Origin of the sequence: Leptotrichia sp. HSP-342, assembly GCF_041199995.1 — a bacterium.
Lineage (GTDB): Bacteria > Fusobacteriota > Fusobacteriia > Fusobacteriales > Leptotrichiaceae > Leptotrichia > Leptotrichia mesophila.
Genome location: NZ_CP165646.1, coordinates 1,841,897 through 1,857,215, shown reverse-complemented (window position 1 = coordinate 1,857,215; position 15,319 = coordinate 1,841,897). Strand labels below are relative to the sequence as shown.

The following is a 15,319-nucleotide window of genomic DNA, read 5'->3' as shown; positions in this document are numbered from 1 at the left end:
TTTAGGAAGGAAAATACAAAATTGGAAAAATTATTTAAGAAATTAAGTAAATTCACAAGTTCATCTATCATGGATAGAGGAATTAGATATTTTAATAAGAAAAAAGTGGAGTTGACTACACTTATAAAAACAGGAGATAAGATAACTGTTAAATCAAGAGTTGCAGGAAGTTATAGGAACAGTTATTATGTGGATATAACTTATTTTGCAAGTAATAGAAAACAGGATGGAAGCATAGTGTATGAATGTGACTGTCCAAATTATTCTGATACTGGAAAACCGTGTAAACATATTATTGCTACTGGAATAGCAGCTGACAAGGAAATTGAGGCTGGAAATATTTATTTTGAGGAAAATAGGGAATTTAAAAGGGAAGAAGAGGAAGAAAATATTGATAGCTATATAGCAATTTCAGAAGATGAAGAGTATGATGAAATTTTTAAAAAGGATAAAAAATCTTTTTGGGAAAAAGAAAAAAATATCTACAAGCAAATTGAAAAAGAAGAAATTAACGAGTTCAGGGAAAAGCTGATGGAATTAAAGGACAGGCTTGATAAGAATGAAATTCCAGATTCAGAAAAAAATGAATACAGGCTGGAACTGGAAATAAGCCAAATAGTACCGACATTATCATCCTTGAGGGTAAAGGCAGGAGAAAAAAGCTTGCATTATGTAAAGGATTTGGAATCTTTTATCAGTTCAATAGGAAAAAAAGAATCTTATGAAGTTACACCAAAAAATATTTACAATCCAGATTTGCATTATTTTAATGAAACAGATAAAAAAATAATAAAGAATCTGGATGACTATTTTAAGAATAAGCAGGGATTTGGAATGCATTTTAACAGTTATTATGGAAAAATGCAGGGTGAGCCGATGAATCCGTTGCTGGCAGAACAGATATTTTCAGCTGTAGAAAATAGAAAAACAATAAGATCTGAAGGCAAGACACTTTATGTTACAGGAGAATATGAGCCGATATTTGCATTTCAGAAGGATAAACGTGGAAGAGAAAAAATAATTCTAAGGGATTTTATAGTCTTATCATCTACAAGCCGTTATTTTAGCTTGAGAAACGGCATATCAAACATTGAGAAATTTCATAAAATGAGTGATGTGGAATGGGAGATAATGAATACTCTTACAGATGGAACTAGGAGCGGAACAGAATATCTAAATGAAATATCAGGAAAATTAGTCAACGAAATAAAGGAAGTGCTTTCAAAATATGAAATTCCAGTTGTCCAAATTACAGAAGAATATGGAAAAGTAAATATTTTCGTAGAAGAAGGGCATAGTAAAAATAAACTTCAAGTAACGATTTCCTGCCTTGAAGAAAGTATTAAGACAAATGAGGGCTATTTTATTCCTAAAAAAAATGAAAAATTAAAAAAAGAAATTTCTGAAAATTTTCAAAAATATGCAGATGCAAAGTTTGTTGAGAATCATTGTCATTGGGGAAATAGATTTCATAATATGCCAAAACAGCTTAAATCAGCTGACATTGTACTGGAAATTGACAAAAATGAATTTCTTGCGATGGCGGATATTATTGACGAAAAATATGCTGAAAATGTGAATATTAATGTGAGTGACAAGATAAGGAAAATTCGTAGAATTGACGTGGAAATCAATATAAAATATGCTGAAAATGAACTTTTTAGTGTAAATTTCAATATTGAGGGAATTGATGGAAAAGATGTGGAAACAGTTTTGGACGCAGTAAGGAATGAAGAAAAATTCATTACGCTGTCAAGCGGGGAACTTGTGAAAATTGCCAACAGGACTGCTGAAGAGATGATTGGGATTGCTGATGCGATTTCAGATTTGAAAATTGGAGAAAATAGAATTTCCAAGATAAAAGCCCTGCAGCTGGCACAAATTTCTGGAAGTATTAACGAGGAATTAAATGAAATGGAGGAATTTAAGCATCTTTTCCAAAAAATAAAAAATCGTGAAATTAAAGAGCCGTCAAATATAAAGGTAAAACTATTTCCTTATCAGAAAATTGGGTTTAACTGGCTAAAAAATATGTATGATATTGGCTTTGGCGGAATTTTGGCTGATGATATGGGACTTGGGAAAACTTTGCAGGCGATTTCGCTTATTTCGGAAATTCAGCTGGAAAATAAGGATTTGTTTGGAATAATTATTGTTCCGACTTCACTTTTGCATAATTGGAAGGAGGAATTTTATAAATTTTCGGATATAAAGCCAATTCTTGTAGAAGGAGCTGCCAATACAAGAAAAGAGCTAATTGAAAAAGCTGAAAAAGGAATTTTGATAACAACTTATCAGACTTTTAGAAATGATGTAAAAAATTATAGAAATAAAAAATTCGATGTGGCAATACTGGATGAGGCGCAAAATATAAAAAATGTATCTTCCCTTGTAAAAAAAGCAACGGATAAGCTAAACAGCTCTGTAAATTTTGCACTTACAGGAACTCCAATCGAAAACAGCATTATGGAACTCTGGTCAATTTTTGATTTTATCTTGCCTGGTTATTTAGACAACATAACAAGATTTAGAAAAAAATATAAAAATTCATTAGATAAGCCAGATTCTAAAAAAATATTTAATTTGAAAAAAATAGTTACTCCATTTATTTTGAGAAGAACAAAAAAGGAAGTATTAACAGAATTGCCTGAAAAAGTAGAAAACAATACGATAGTAGAATTAAGCAGTGAACAGAAAAAATTATACATGGCATACGTAAAACAGGTAAAAAAAGAGCTTAGAGAATTTGATAAGGAAGAAAATAATAATCTAAAAGTATTGGCAATTCTAACAAAATTACGTCAAATCTGTAATTCTCCGCAGCTGTTTGATGAAAATTATAAAGGTGAAGTTGCTAAAATTGAACTTTTAAAGGAACTAATGCCAGATATTTTGGGAAATAACCACAGAATGCTCATATTTTCACAATTTTTAGGAACGCTGGAAGAAATAAAGGCAGAACTGGAAAAAGAAAAAGTTAAATATTTTTTCATAGACGGAAGCGTGAAATCAAAAGAACGTATGGAAATTTCCAAAAAATTCAATTCAGGTGAAGGACAGGTTGTTTTAATTTCGTTAAAGGCTGGAGGAACAGGATTAAATCTGGTTGGAGCAGATGTTGTAATTCATTATGATCCGTGGTGGAATTTTGCTGTGGAAAATCAGGCAAGTGACAGGGCTCACAGAATCGGACAGAAAAAAAGTGTTCAAGTTATAAAACTGATAACAGAAGGTACAATTGAGGAAAAAATAATAAAACTTCAGGAAAAGAAACGAGTGTTGAGTGAAAATATTTTGGAAAAAAACAATAAAAGTGATAATCAGAAATCAAAAGACATTTTTGAGATGAATGAGAAAGAATTGATGGAACTTTTGAGTTTTGAAAAATAACATATTGATTTGAAAAATTTCAAAAATTTTAGATTGTAGTGCTTATGAAAAAGAAATTTTATAACATTGACAATATTTAAGAAAAATGATATACTGATTTAGTCATACTAGCCGGGGAGTTAGCGGTGCCCTGTATCTACAACCCGCTTTAGTAGAGGTGATGTCAAATTTGAGGAAAGTTTTAGTGTCAATGCCTTATTTCAAAAGTGTTGATAAAATAGTCCTGTATTGTAGAGAGTTAGCGAAATGTGTCAGGTCGGGAACGAAGCAGCACTAAGTTAGTTTCTCTAGGTTTACAGGGTAGCTGTTTTTGAGCTTTTGGATTAAGAAACGGATGGTAGAATGTTTTCGAGAATTTGATGTATGACTTTTTGTTTTTATTTAAGTAACTAAAATTATTATCTTAAAACTAAATTTTTTTCAAAATTAAATTTATTTAGTTTTGTTTTAAAAAGCTAAGTGTGGTTTAATAATTATTTTTTTTAGTTTAGTTTCTTTTGCTACGAATGGAGGTTTCACGATGAAAGTAGTTGAATGGGATAAAAAGGAGAATATAAGTAAAATTTTAATAGATTTACTGGAGATAGATCCAAAATTTTCTTTTGACAAAGAAAAGGAGGATATATATTTTTTATATAATGATGAAGAATTATACGGGTATGCAATCTTAGATTTTAATGATATTGCAGAACTAAAAAAAATATTTATTTTACCAAAATTGAGAAATAATGGATATGGAACCTTTTTTTTAAAATATATAATTAATTGGATTACAAATAAAAATTTTGACTCACTAATCATAACTAATCATAAAAAAATGAATAATTTTCTTGAAAAACAGCGATTTGTAAAAACAGAAGATGGATATATATTGAATAATCTGGCAGAAACTAAAAGACAGAAAAAAAATATGTTATCTATTTCCAAGTTTGCTATTTGTATAAATATTGTTTTGGCTTTATTAAAAATTATAGCTGGAAAAATTTTTTACAGTATGTCGTTGCTTTCTGATGGATTAAATTCACTTTCTGACTTGATTACCAATGTATTGGTTATAGTGGGATTAAAGGTTGGAAGCAATCCTGAAGATAAGGAGCATCCATTTGGGCATGGAAAGATAGAGTCTGTTTTTAGTGTAATAATTGGTACATTTATAATGATAACAGCTTTTGAGCTTATAAAAGATAATTTTTCAAAATTAATTTCCTTTAACAGCGAAAATAATGTAAATACTACATTTATTCCAATAATTATAACTGTTCTAGCAATACTGATAAAAATTTTTCAATTGGTTTTTATGCAAAAAAAAGCAAAAAAATATAATAATACTTTGATAAATTCACTTCTTGCCGATTACAAGACAGATATTGTAATATCAACTTCTGTTTTGATTGGGCTTATTCTAGCAAAGATTCATCCTGCATTTGATACAGTGGTAGGATTTATTGTGTCACTCTATATTATAAAGAGCGGTTATGAACTGATAAAGGAAAATTCTTTGATATTGCTGGATTCACAAGATGATGCTCTGATTGAAAAAATTCGTTCAGAAATATTACAATTTGAAGAAATTGAAAATGCGCACGATTTTCGCATGACTACTTCTGGAAAAGACATTTATATGTTTGTAGATGTACGAATGGATAAAAATAAGACAATTGAAGAAGCACACGATATTACAAATAAAATTTCAAAAAAAATTAAACACAAATATAAAAATATAAAAAGACTTTTGATTCATATTGAGCCTGTTTATTCAGAGTGATTAAAGTTTATTTTATTAAAGAAATATTTTTTTATTAAAAGTGAAATACTAGTAAAATTAATAAAATATAAAAAAATATCATCTTTTTTAGTTTGTATAATAAAATTTAATATAAATTCAAATTTTTTTATAAGTAAAATATTGTATACTAATTTTTTATAAAATATAAATCAGAGAAAGGATAACATAATAATATAATAAAATATATTTTATGTAGGAAGAAAAAATTATGAAATCAATTAAAGGAATAACTTTTATTTTTGCTAGCATAGCTATAACATTATATGCTTGGATTAGTGCAGGTGCTACAAGAAATATTACAGCAGGGTTAGCTTTGACTACGTTATCATTAACATTTATGTTGGCAACAAGGGTAAAATTATTAGAAAAATGGTTTAATGGGATAGAAAAAATGTATTTTTATCATAAATTAATGGCAGTATTTTCAGTAATTTTATTAGTAATGCACCATAAGAGTAAGGGATTTGGACTTTGGAGCGAGAGAATTCCAGCAAGATTGGGGGATATAGCAATCTATTTATTTATAAGTGTGGTTATAGTTGCATATATTTCAAAAAAATTAAAATATGAAACATGGAGATGGATACATAGAATAGTATTTATAGCATATATAATTGGTCTTTGGCATGGATTTACGTATTCAAGGAAAGCTTTTACATCAGTTAATTTATTGAGCTTAGTAATAGGAGTATATGCTGTTTTAGGGCTTGTTTCAGGAATTTATATAATATTTTTATATCAAAAAATTGGATTTAAAAATAATGGAAAAATAGTATCAGTTAAGAGATTAAATCATGATACGACAGAATTAGAAATAGAATTAGATAAAAATTTTGATTATAGATATGGTCAATTTGCTTTTATTAAAATTTTTCAGGAAGGATTTGAGAAAGCGCCTCATCCGTTTTCAATTTCTGGTGGGAAAGGAAATAAAATATTTTTTACAATAAAAAATTCAGGAGATTATACTTCTGATATTTACCAAAATCTTAAAGAAGGAACAAAAGTAAAAATTGATAGGGCATATGGTCATATGTTGTTAGAAAAAGGAAAAGAAAAACAAATATGGATAGCTGGTGGAATTGGGGTTACTCCGTTTATTTCATACATCAGAGAGAACGAAAAAATAGATGGAAATATTGATTTTTATTATGCTTATAGAGGAGAAGAAAACGCAGTTCATATAGATATGATGAAGCAATTCGCACAGAAAAATCCTAATTTTAAATTAAATCTCGTAGATAGTAAGGTTTCTGGATATTTAAATTTTGATAATTATAAATTAGAAAATGGTACAACTGTCTTTATGTGTGGTCCAGTAAAAATGATGGATAATTTTGCAAATGTATTTAATAAGTTAAACAGTACTGTTGAGTTAGTTTATGAAGGATTTAAATTTAAATAAATATAATTTGAAAAGTATTAATTTAATAAATTTAAGATTTATAATATGTATGGAGGTAAAATGATAGAAAAAATAAAACATGAGAAATACAAGATTTTAAAAAGAAATATTATTGAAGATTCTGATTTTACAAAGGAAACAATGTTTATTCTGATTTGTGCAATGATTATAGCTTCAATAGGATTAAATACAAATTCTGTTGCAGTAATTATTGGAGCAATGTTGATTTCGCCACTAATGTCGCCAATTCAGTCGCTAGGATTGGGATTATCAAATGGAAATTTAAAAAGAGTTTATGTGTCACTTTTTAGATTGGGAATTTTTATATTAATAAGTGTAGTAAGTTCCACTTTTTATTTTTTAGTAAGCCCTATAAATGATGCAACACCACAGATACTAGCAAGAACTTATCCTACTTTATGGGATGTTTTAATCGCAATTTTTGGTGGAACTGCAGGAGTAATTGGAAAAACAAAAGAAGATGGTGGAAATGTAGTTCCTGGAGTAGCTATTGCAACAGCATTAATGCCTCCTTTGTGTGTAGTAGGATTTGGGATTGCTCATGGGAATCTGAAAATTTTTCTTGGAGCAGGATATTTGTTTATAATAAATGTATTTTTTATAATGATAGCAACATTAGTTGGCTTGATAGTTTATTCTGGAAATATTTTTGAAGCAGGACATAAAATTTCAATAAAAAAACAAATAATATTTTATATAGTAAGTTTAATCATAATTATTCCAAGTATATATACAGCAACAACTTTAGTTCAAGATACAGCGAGAGAAAATTCATTAAAAAAATTTATTTCAAGGGAATTAAAAAATCATTATGTTTTTGATAATTCTATTAATAAAAAAGATAAAACTGTTACTTTAAAAATTGTAGGAGATGCCTTTAAAAAACAGGATATTGAGAAATTAGAAAAAAAACTGGAAAAATATAAATTGAAAAACTATAAATTAAAAATACAGCAGTTATCCAATGAAAAGTATTTAACAGCACAGGACTTATCAAAATATCTGAACGAAGAAAAAATAAAAGAAAATGCTGAAGATGTTTCATTACCGATTGAAAATAAAAATCAAGAAATTTTCGAAAATGATTTAAAAACTGTTGAAAATATTTTATATAAAAATTTTTCAAATAATATTAGCGAAGTTAAAATTGGAAAATTGATAGATGCAAATAATAATGAAAACTTTGTTGTTTTAGTTGTTGGGAATGAAACAATGACAGATGAAGTTTCTGAAAAGATAAAAAATATCGAATTTGATACTGAGAAAAAATATCAAATTATTATTGAAAAAAATAAGCAAGAAAAAGTTAATACATCATCTAAAGAGAATCAAAAATAAATTTTTGAAAAATTAAAGCAACAGAAATTCAATAAAAGTTAGAAAAAAATAAAAAATCTTGTGAATAAATGGAAAAAACATATTAAAGCCTTGACAAATGGCTTTATATTTATTATAATAGTTTGTATAAATGTGAAAAAATTATGATTTTTTATAATTATTTTTACAATATTGAATAAAGAAATTAATAATATAAAAATTAGAAAGGAGTCGATAAATAATGGCAGTACCTAAGAAAAGAACCTCTAAAGCAAAAAGAAATATGAGAAGATCACATGATTCTATCAAAGCTCCAAATATTGTTGTAGAAGCTGACGGTTCAATAAGAAGACCACACAGATTAAACTTGGAAACAGGAGTTTACAGAGGTAGACAAGTATTAGCAAATGATGAAGCAACTGATGCTGAATAGTTTGTTGAAGCAGGATTTATGTCTTGCTTTTTTTTTGATTTTATTATTTTTCAATTTGAATGTTTTTAGTTGTATTTTTAATAGAATTATGATAGACTTTAGTAGATGATTTTTAAACTGGAATTGGTATAAAATTATAAAGAAAGAAATAAATAAAGATAGAGAATAAAAAATAAAATCTGAGGTGAGATATGAAAGTTGGAATTTTAGGAACAGGATCTTATGTACCTGAAAAGATAATGACAAATGATGATTTAGCAAAAATTGTGGATACAAATGATGAGTGGATAACAGTTAGAACTGGTATCAAGGAAAGAAGAATTATAGATGAGAATGAAGGAACATCAGATTTGGCATTTAGGGCTGCACAAAAAGCAATTGAGGATGCAGGAATTGATAAAAATGAAATTGACTTAATTATTGTTGCAACTATGACATCTGATTATGGAACTCCATCAACTGCCGCACTTGTTCAGGATAAATTGGGAATAAATGCAGCAGCGTTTGACTTGAGTGCAGCTTGTACTGGGTTTGTTTACGCTTACTCTGCTGGACATAGTTTTGTTAAAGCTGGGATTTATAAGAAAGTGTTAGTTATCGGTGCAGAAGCAATGTCAAGAGTAATTGACTGGACTGACAGGGGAACTTGTATTTTATTTGGAGATGGTGCAGGAGCTGTTGTACTTGGAGAAGTGGAAAATGGAGGATATTTAGCGAGCCATCTTGTAGCTGATGGTTCTGGAGCATGTGAATTATTAGTGCCTGCAGGAGGTACTAAAGAGCCTATATCTAAAGAAAAAATTGATAATAAAGATATTTATCTGAAAATGAATGGAAGAGAAATATTTAAATTTGCAGTAAGGGTTTTCCCAGAAACTGTAGAAGATGTATTGGCTCAGGCTGGAATAACTGCTGATGATGTTGATTTATTTATTCCACATCAGGCAAATATCAGAATTATTGAGTCAATTGCAAAAAGATTTAAGCAGCCACTTGATAAATTTTTTGTAAATTTGGACAAATATGGAAATACTTCGGCTGGATCAATTCCGATAGCACTTGATGAGGCAATAAAGGAAGGAAAACTTAAGAAGGGTGATAAGTTTGTTGCTACTGGATTTGGTGGTGGACTGACTTATGGTTCGATTTTGGTAGAAATTTCAAAATAGTTGTAAAATAATTAGAAATTGAGTTTTTTGTAGAAAAGCTAGAATAATACAAAAAGATAAATTTGAAAAATAAATTGATGTGATTTTATGAATAAAAATAAAAAATTATAGGAGGAAAATTATGAATTCAAAAATATTTTGGGGATTGGTAATAATTGTTTTAAGTTTGTTTAAATTTATACCTGAGGATATTATGAAATATATTGTAAACTATCAGGTTGTAATGATTCTTGTGGGAGGTTATTTTCTTATTAAGAAGAAAAAACATGGTTGGATTTTCTTGATTGTAGGAATATATTTATATGTTACTCAATATGTATGGGAAGACTTGCCATTATTTATAGTTCCATTAATTTTAGGGCTAGTTGTCTTTGGACTTGGTGTAAAGGAAATTACTGATAAAAATAAATTAACTAAATTTAGTAGCAAAGATGTTAAAGAATCAAAAAATGAAGAAATAGTAGATGCAGAAGAAGTAAAAAAATAAATACAATGAATATTTATTTAAAATTACTTGAATTTTTTCAAAATTAAAATAATAAATTAATAAATTTTAAGGTTTAAGTAAAATTAAAATGAATAATTTTATTATAAAAAATATGAAAATAAGAGGAGAACTTTATGTCAAAAATTGCTTTTGTATTCCCAGGACAAGGGACTCAGTATGCTGGGATGGGAAAAAAGTTGTATGATGAAGTGAATGATGATAATAAAAAATTAATTGATGAGATTTTTAAAAATAATGAAGATATAAAAAGAGTTATTTTTGAGGGAACAGATGAGGAGCTAAAAAATACAAAATATGCACAGCCTGCAATCGCACTATTTTCGGTTGTTTTAACAAAATTATTAAAAGAAAAAGGTATAAACGCTGATTTTGTGGCTGGACATAGTTTAGGAGAATACAGTTCTTTATATGCGGCTGGAGTTTTAAATGAAATTGATACATTAAAATTGATTTCAAAAAGAGGGGAAATAATGAGCAGTGCTAATATTGACGGCGGAATGGCTGCAATATTGGGGCTTAGTGCAGAAGATGTAGAAAATATATGTGGTGAAATTGATGGAATTGTGGAGGCAGTAAACTATAATGAGCCAAAACAGACAGTTATTGCTGGAAAGAAAGAAGTAATTGAAAAAAATCTTGAACTGTTTAAGGAAAAAGGAGCAAGAAGAGCATTGCCTCTAGCAGTTTCAGGACCTTTCCATTCATCATTAATGAAACCTGTTGCAGAAATTTTGAAAAAAGAATTTGAAAATTACACTTGGAATAATCCAGCAACTCGGATTATTGCAAATACCACAGCAAATATTTTAAATTCTGCTGATGAAATTCAAAATGAATTATACAGCCAAACATTTGGACCAGTAAAATGGGTAGACACAATAAATAAACTCGCTGAAAATGGGGTTACAAAAATTTATGAAATCGGACCTGGAAAAGTATTGGCAGGACTAATTAAGAAAATTAATAAAGAAATTGAAGTTATTAATATTGAAAATGTTGAAAATTTATCAGATTCAATAAACTAATAAATACTTTTTCTTTTCATAGATTGTATATATATTGCGACAAACTAAAAAAATTAAAATTTTAAAAATAAGAAAAGCGTGATAAAGGCTGACTTAGAAGTAAATCTCTAGGTACAGTCTTTTTTTATGTAAAAAACTATAATTTATAAAAAATTAATTGATTTTTAAAATAATTTAATTTATATATTGACTTTTATTTAAAAATATAGTATAAATTATTAAATAAAAATTAATAAAAAGAGGTGGTTAATCGTGGATAAGATTTTAAAAAAAGAAAAGAGTAAAATTGAAAAAATGAAAAAAAGGGAGAGAATCAAAGAATTAAAGGATAGGGGAAAAGGATTTACGCTTGTAGAGGTGATACTGGTAGTAGCGATTATTACGATAATATCGGCAATTGCAGTGCCACAAGTTGGGAAATATTTAAATAAGGCTAATAGAAGTAAGGTAATTGGAGCAGTTGCGGAACTTAATAATACCACAACTTCTTGGAGCATTGATCATGGTGGAGATGCACCTAAGAATTTACAGGATATTTTAACAGAGCATGGAAATCTCAATAAACTTGGAATTGGGTTGGAAAGCAATGGGAAATTTAAGATTGGAAATATTGAAGGAAATGTAGTTTATCAGGATGGAGAGGTTTTTGCCAAAGTATCTGCAGGAAGTAAGGCTTTTGCAGGGGAAGAAATTAGGAAATAATGAATATTGTGCTTGAAATTGTGAAATATTGTATTTTTTTTAGAATTATCTGGATTGATTTGAAAAAAAGGATTATTCCTGAAGAAAGTTTTGTTATTTTACTTGTATTAGGATTTATATTAGCAATTGAAAATACCAATTTAGAAGGTTATTATCTGGGAATTTGTGCTTATTCAATGCCCATGATAGTACTTTATATTTTAGAAGATTATTTTGGAAAAACGCTGATAGGCTTTGGGGATGTGAAACTGATGATGGGGATTGGCGGTATTTTGGGATATTTTGGAGTGGAGAAGATTGTAAATTTTTATATGATTTTGTATATTTTTTCTGGAATAGTTGCTTTTTTATTTTTATTTCTAAAAAAGTGGAAAAAGTATGAATATATTCCATTTGCACCGTTTATAATCATAAGTTATGTAATTTTTGAGATTTTTGGAAAATAAAAGTTGGGGAAAATATGAGAAAGAATAGGGGAGAAACTTTAATTGAGAGTTTAATTTCGATGTTTTTTGTAACAGTTATCATTGTACCAGTTGCAAATTTATTTTTACAGACATTTAAAACGGATATCAAAGTCGATAATTTAAATGAAAAGAATGTAAATATTGAAAATATGGCTGAAATATTAAAGGCAAAAAAATATAATGAAATTGTAAATTTTATTGGAAAATATGAGATTTCAAAAGTAGATGATTTTTATAATAGATTTGCAATTGAGAAAAAATATCAATTTTTGAAAAAATTGGAACAAAAACGAGATAAAAAGGGAAAATTTCAGGAAGATAAAATAAATTTGGAAATAAAGAGGACGGATGGGTATTTTATGAATGAGCTTGGACAGAAGGAATATATTTTTGAAATAAATATTGATAAAATAAGGGATTATTATTTTCCAAATATTGATGAAAATAGTTAAAAAATTAGTTTGCAGGAGGAAAATAAATGAAAAAAAGAGAAGGATATTTATTAGTCGAAATATTAATAAGCATGTTTATATTTTCTGTGCTTGTATTCGTAGTTTCTGTGTTCTTAAAACGTGTGGTTATTGTGGAAAAGGCAAAGAAGGATAATCAAAAAATGTATGAGAAAATGTATTTTTCGATCGATAAAATTGTTTTGGATATAAAGAATAGGGATATTCAGGGATTTTCTTATGAAGGAGAGAATAATAATATTTTTGTTAAAGAAAATCAAATAGTTTTTAAATTGAATGAGCTATTTTACAAAATTGAATTTGATAAAGGAAAATTGTATATTTCTGATGCGGAAGATTTGAAAAAATTTGGAAGTAGAGCTGAAGTTGGAAAATTTCGTGAGGCAAGGTTTGAGAAAGTGGGGGAATTACTGATTATTAAGTTAAATAGTGATAAAAATGATAGTGTTAGGGCTGTGAGAATTTAAATTGAGGTTTTGGATAATGGGGAATAGATATTTTAGGTTATTGAAAAATATAAAACTTTGGGGGGAAAATAAGAATATAAAAAAAAGAAATGAGGGTGCTAGCCTTGTTTATGTTTTGGTAATTTTGTCAATAATTTCAGCATTTTCAATTAATTTTGCTTACTATGTGCGACAAAAAAAGGAAATGGTATTTTTAAAAAGCCAAAAGGAAAATAAGGTTGAGAAGAAATTTTTGGTACAGAAGGAAAATCAGAATGTAGAACGAATTTTGAATAAAGGGTTTTTATTCGATGGGAATACAGTTTTGTTAGATAGGAAAGAGCGGTATTTTGACAGTATTCTTAAAAAAAATGGGCAGGCTATTGAGATAAAAAATTTGATTTTTTTAGCAAAAGATGCTGAAAGTGTTGGGAATTATAAGGTTAAGTCAATAAGAGACAGTAGTGATAATGAATATTACTTACCACTTGAAGAAAATAAGGTTTATAGTGAATTGAAAGTTGTTTTTGCAAGGAAAATTTTGAATGAAGAGATATTGTTTCAGGAAAAGGTAGAATTTAGGAGATTAAGTTCACTAGAAGTGGAAATGAGGGTTTTGGAATCAGGTTTTTTATAGAACTGTTCAAAATGAAATATTTAGAAATAAGATAAAATATTAAAGGGGGAGTGATGGGAGAAAAAATAAAAATATATATAAGAAGTAAAAATAAGATTTATATATATTTTAATGAAGAAATATATTTTTTTGAAAATCAGGAGCTTGAAATGGCTTTAGAATCGTTTTTTGAGGAAAATCAGATTGAAAAAAATACGAAAGCGACTGTAATTTTACATTTTTCATATTTCTTATTTAGTAATTTTGGAGAAAATGTGGAAAAATCTCATAAAAAAGAAAATAATGTTGAAAAGTTAGAGAAAAAGTCTATAAATTTGGAAGATATTTCGGAAATTTTTAAGAAAAAAATTAGTTTTGTGAATAGAAAATTGGTTATAAATCATTTGGAAGATCAATTTTTAGATATTTATTTGGATAAAAGGGAGATTAATAAAGTAAAAAATTGCCTGAAAAAATATTCTGTGATAATTTCAGAGCTGAAAATAGATTTTGAGGCTGTTTATAATTACTATAGGGACGGAAATTTTGAAATAAATCAGAATGAAAATTTTGAAAATGAAAATAATTTTTTTGGAAATGAAGAAAATTTTCATAATGTGATAGGAAATTTTGAAAGTGTCCAGGAAACAGGAGTTATTGAAAAATTAGATATCGATAGGAATTTTGGTGAAATAGAGGAAATTGATATAAATGAAGAGAGTAGGGATAATCAAGAGATTTTTAGCAATGGTGTAAAGTCAGTGAATAAAAGTGATAGAATAGATATTTTGCAGATTGGGGAAGAAAATAGCCTTAGAATTTTAATTGTGGATGAAAAAATTACTGAAATAGAAAAAATTGAGCTTAAAACTGAGGATATGTATGATGTTGAAAACTTTGATTTTGGAGATATGATAGTTGTTGGAAGTGGAGAAAATGATGTAAAAGTTATATTTGCAGGGGCTGAACTTTCGGATAGTCCTGATTTTGTGAATAAAACGGCAATTTTTGATAAAGAGAGCGTAAAAAATATAAAATTTTCTGATGTTGTTATTGCTGGAATTTGTATCATTGGGTATTTTTGGATTTATAATTCAATTCCACTTGAGAAAAAAACTGTTGAAAATGAGATTATTCAGAAGGAGATAAAATCGCTAGAAAAGGATTATTTGAAGAAAAAGGCTGAGGAAATTCCAGATTATTCAAAGGAGCTTGCTACACTTCGTGAAATTGATGGAGCGATAAAAAGGAGAGAATATTATTCGGTTATAAAATTTTTGATTGAAAATAGTAAAAATGGTATTGGTTATACGAAAATTAATTATGAGAATACAAAGTGGACTGTACAGGGGGAGATGGAGAATTTTAGTAATTTTGAAAAATTTGAGAATAATATTTTGAGAAAATATCCAAGCTCTGAATTGGGGTATTTGAAGGATAATGATACTGCAACGGTTTTTGAGTATGTACTTGAACCATTTTAAATTGATAAATATTAAATAGTTTAAGCCAAATAGTCAGAAATTTTTAAGTTTTAGTGCGTAATTAAACTTTTTAATAGAAT

Annotated in this window: 14 protein-coding genes and 1 other RNA gene; all 15 read left to right on the top strand. The window is 27.8% G+C overall.

Annotated elements, in window-relative coordinates; all coding sequences use genetic code 11:
* The first annotated feature begins 21 nt into the window (after positions 1–21).
* The 15 genes from AB8B23_RS09390 to AB8B23_RS09320 all read left to right on the top strand — a co-directional run bounded on the left by AB8B23_RS09390 (position 22) and on the right by AB8B23_RS09320 (position 15,239).
* The gene (locus AB8B23_RS09390; RefSeq protein WP_369712530.1) at positions 22–3,390 is read left to right on the top strand and encodes an SNF2-related protein; all 3,369 of its coding nucleotides are present in this window, start codon (positions 22–24) and stop codon (positions 3,388–3,390) included.
* Between the two features lie 102 nt (positions 3,391–3,492).
* Positions 3,493–3,757: signal recognition particle sRNA large type (ffs, locus tag AB8B23_RS09385), an RNA gene on the top strand.
* A gap of 153 nt (positions 3,758–3,910) precedes the next feature.
* Positions 3,911–5,155 carry a GNAT family N-acetyltransferase gene (locus tag AB8B23_RS09380; protein ID WP_369712529.1) on the top strand — a complete coding sequence of 415 codons (1,245 nt, stop codon included), beginning with the start codon at positions 3,911–3,913 and terminating at the stop codon, positions 5,153–5,155.
* 229 nt (positions 5,156–5,384) lie between these two features.
* A complete protein-coding gene (locus tag AB8B23_RS09375; RefSeq protein WP_369712528.1) occupies positions 5,385–6,581 on the top strand; it encodes a ferric reductase-like transmembrane domain-containing protein in 1,197 nt (398 codons plus the stop codon).
* A 60-nt stretch (positions 6,582–6,641) separates the two neighbouring features.
* Positions 6,642–7,940 carry a TIGR00341 family protein gene (locus AB8B23_RS09370; protein ID WP_369712527.1) on the top strand — a complete coding sequence of 433 codons (1,299 nt, stop codon included), beginning with the start codon at positions 6,642–6,644 and terminating at the stop codon, positions 7,938–7,940.
* Between the two features lie 220 nt (positions 7,941–8,160).
* Positions 8,161–8,352, top strand: a complete 192-nt coding sequence (gene rpmF, locus AB8B23_RS09365; protein WP_071125227.1) for a 50S ribosomal protein L32 — start codon at positions 8,161–8,163, stop codon at positions 8,350–8,352.
* A gap of 191 nt (positions 8,353–8,543) precedes the next feature.
* Complete coding sequence (locus AB8B23_RS09360; RefSeq protein WP_369712526.1) at positions 8,544–9,521, top strand: beta-ketoacyl-ACP synthase III; 978 nt, start codon at positions 8,544–8,546, stop codon at positions 9,519–9,521.
* A 121-nt stretch (positions 9,522–9,642) separates the two neighbouring features.
* Positions 9,643–10,008, top strand: a complete 366-nt coding sequence (locus AB8B23_RS09355; protein ID WP_299570576.1) for a hypothetical protein — start codon at positions 9,643–9,645, stop codon at positions 10,006–10,008.
* A 134-nt stretch (positions 10,009–10,142) separates the two neighbouring features.
* Positions 10,143–11,054, top strand: a complete 912-nt coding sequence (fabD, locus tag AB8B23_RS09350; protein WP_369712525.1) for an ACP S-malonyltransferase — start codon at positions 10,143–10,145, stop codon at positions 11,052–11,054.
* A gap of 252 nt (positions 11,055–11,306) precedes the next feature.
* Positions 11,307–11,756: a type II secretion system protein gene (locus tag AB8B23_RS09345; RefSeq protein WP_369712523.1), complete on the top strand. Its 450-nt coding sequence runs from the start codon at positions 11,307–11,309 to the stop codon at positions 11,754–11,756.
* Positions 11,756–12,202 (top strand): prepilin peptidase, encoded by a 447-nt coding sequence (locus AB8B23_RS09340; protein ID WP_369712522.1) that lies wholly within the window; start codon positions 11,756–11,758, stop codon positions 12,200–12,202. Before AB8B23_RS09345 ends, AB8B23_RS09340 begins: the two co-directional genes overlap by 1 nt.
* Positions 12,203–12,216: 14 nt before the next feature.
* Positions 12,217–12,675, top strand: a complete 459-nt coding sequence (locus AB8B23_RS09335; RefSeq protein ID WP_369712521.1) for a type IV pilus modification PilV family protein — start codon at positions 12,217–12,219, stop codon at positions 12,673–12,675.
* Positions 12,676–12,701: 26 nt separating this feature from the next.
* Positions 12,702–13,160, top strand: a complete 459-nt coding sequence (locus AB8B23_RS09330; protein ID WP_369712520.1) for a prepilin-type N-terminal cleavage/methylation domain-containing protein — start codon at positions 12,702–12,704, stop codon at positions 13,158–13,160.
* A 16-nt stretch (positions 13,161–13,176) separates the two neighbouring features.
* Positions 13,177–13,776 carry a hypothetical protein gene (locus tag AB8B23_RS09325; RefSeq protein WP_369712519.1) on the top strand — a complete coding sequence of 200 codons (600 nt, stop codon included), beginning with the start codon at positions 13,177–13,179 and terminating at the stop codon, positions 13,774–13,776.
* 53 nt (positions 13,777–13,829) lie between these two features.
* Positions 13,830–15,239, top strand: a complete 1,410-nt coding sequence (locus AB8B23_RS09320) for a hypothetical protein (protein WP_369712518.1) — start codon at positions 13,830–13,832, stop codon at positions 15,237–15,239.
* The last annotated feature ends 80 nt before the right edge of the window (positions 15,240–15,319 follow it).

Excerpts from the sequence above, each read along its gene's own strand:
- AB8B23_RS09380 (WP_369712529.1), top strand. The coding sequence starts at position 3,911 with ATGAAAGTAGTTGAATGGGATAAAAAGGAGAATATAAGTAAAATTTTA.
- AB8B23_RS09375 (WP_369712528.1), top strand. The coding sequence starts at position 5,385 with ATGAAATCAATTAAAGGAATAACTTTTATTTTTGCTAGCATAGCTATA.
- AB8B23_RS09370 (WP_369712527.1), top strand. The coding sequence starts at position 6,642 with ATGATAGAAAAAATAAAACATGAGAAATACAAGATTTTAAAAAGAAAT.
- rpmF (WP_071125227.1), top strand. The coding sequence starts at position 8,161 with ATGGCAGTACCTAAGAAAAGAACCTCTAAAGCAAAAAGAAATATGAGA.
- AB8B23_RS09360 (WP_369712526.1), top strand. The coding sequence starts at position 8,544 with ATGAAAGTTGGAATTTTAGGAACAGGATCTTATGTACCTGAAAAGATA.
- AB8B23_RS09355 (WP_299570576.1), top strand. The coding sequence starts at position 9,643 with ATGAATTCAAAAATATTTTGGGGATTGGTAATAATTGTTTTAAGTTTG.
- fabD (WP_369712525.1), top strand. The coding sequence starts at position 10,143 with ATGTCAAAAATTGCTTTTGTATTCCCAGGACAAGGGACTCAGTATGCT.
- AB8B23_RS09340 (WP_369712522.1), top strand. The coding sequence starts at position 11,756 with ATGAATATTGTGCTTGAAATTGTGAAATATTGTATTTTTTTTAGAATT.
- AB8B23_RS09335 (WP_369712521.1), top strand. The coding sequence starts at position 12,217 with ATGAGAAAGAATAGGGGAGAAACTTTAATTGAGAGTTTAATTTCGATG.
- AB8B23_RS09330 (WP_369712520.1), top strand. The coding sequence starts at position 12,702 with ATGAAAAAAAGAGAAGGATATTTATTAGTCGAAATATTAATAAGCATG.
- AB8B23_RS09325 (WP_369712519.1), top strand. The coding sequence starts at position 13,177 with ATGGGGAATAGATATTTTAGGTTATTGAAAAATATAAAACTTTGGGGG.
- AB8B23_RS09320 (WP_369712518.1), top strand. The coding sequence starts at position 13,830 with ATGGGAGAAAAAATAAAAATATATATAAGAAGTAAAAATAAGATTTAT.